Source organism: Providencia sp. UF-224, assembly GCF_058245955.1.
On record NZ_JBSICC010000149.1, the window covers coordinates 1 to 241 of the forward strand.

The 241-nt window shown below is 46.5% G+C and carries 1 tRNA gene; it reads left to right on the forward strand.

The features are described from left to right. Nucleotides 1-165 precede the first annotated feature (165 nt). Nucleotides 166-239, forward strand: a tRNA-Arg gene (locus tag AC4IFO_RS23235). Nucleotides 240-241 lie beyond the last annotated feature (2 nt).

Consider the following 241-nt stretch of genomic DNA (forward strand, 5'->3'; position numbering starts at 1 on the left):
CCGTAGCTCAGCTGGATAGAGTACTCGGCTACGAACCGAGCGGTCGGAGGTTCGAATCCTCCCGGATGCACCATCTCTTAGCTAATAAGTTAGCATATCAATAATATCTTTAATGTAGTCATTCAATAGTTATTGAAATAACTCGATATTTATCGACCAAATTTTGCATCCGTAGCTCAGCTGGATAGAGTACTCGGCTACGAACCGAGCGGTCGGAGGTTCGAATCCTCCCGGATGCACC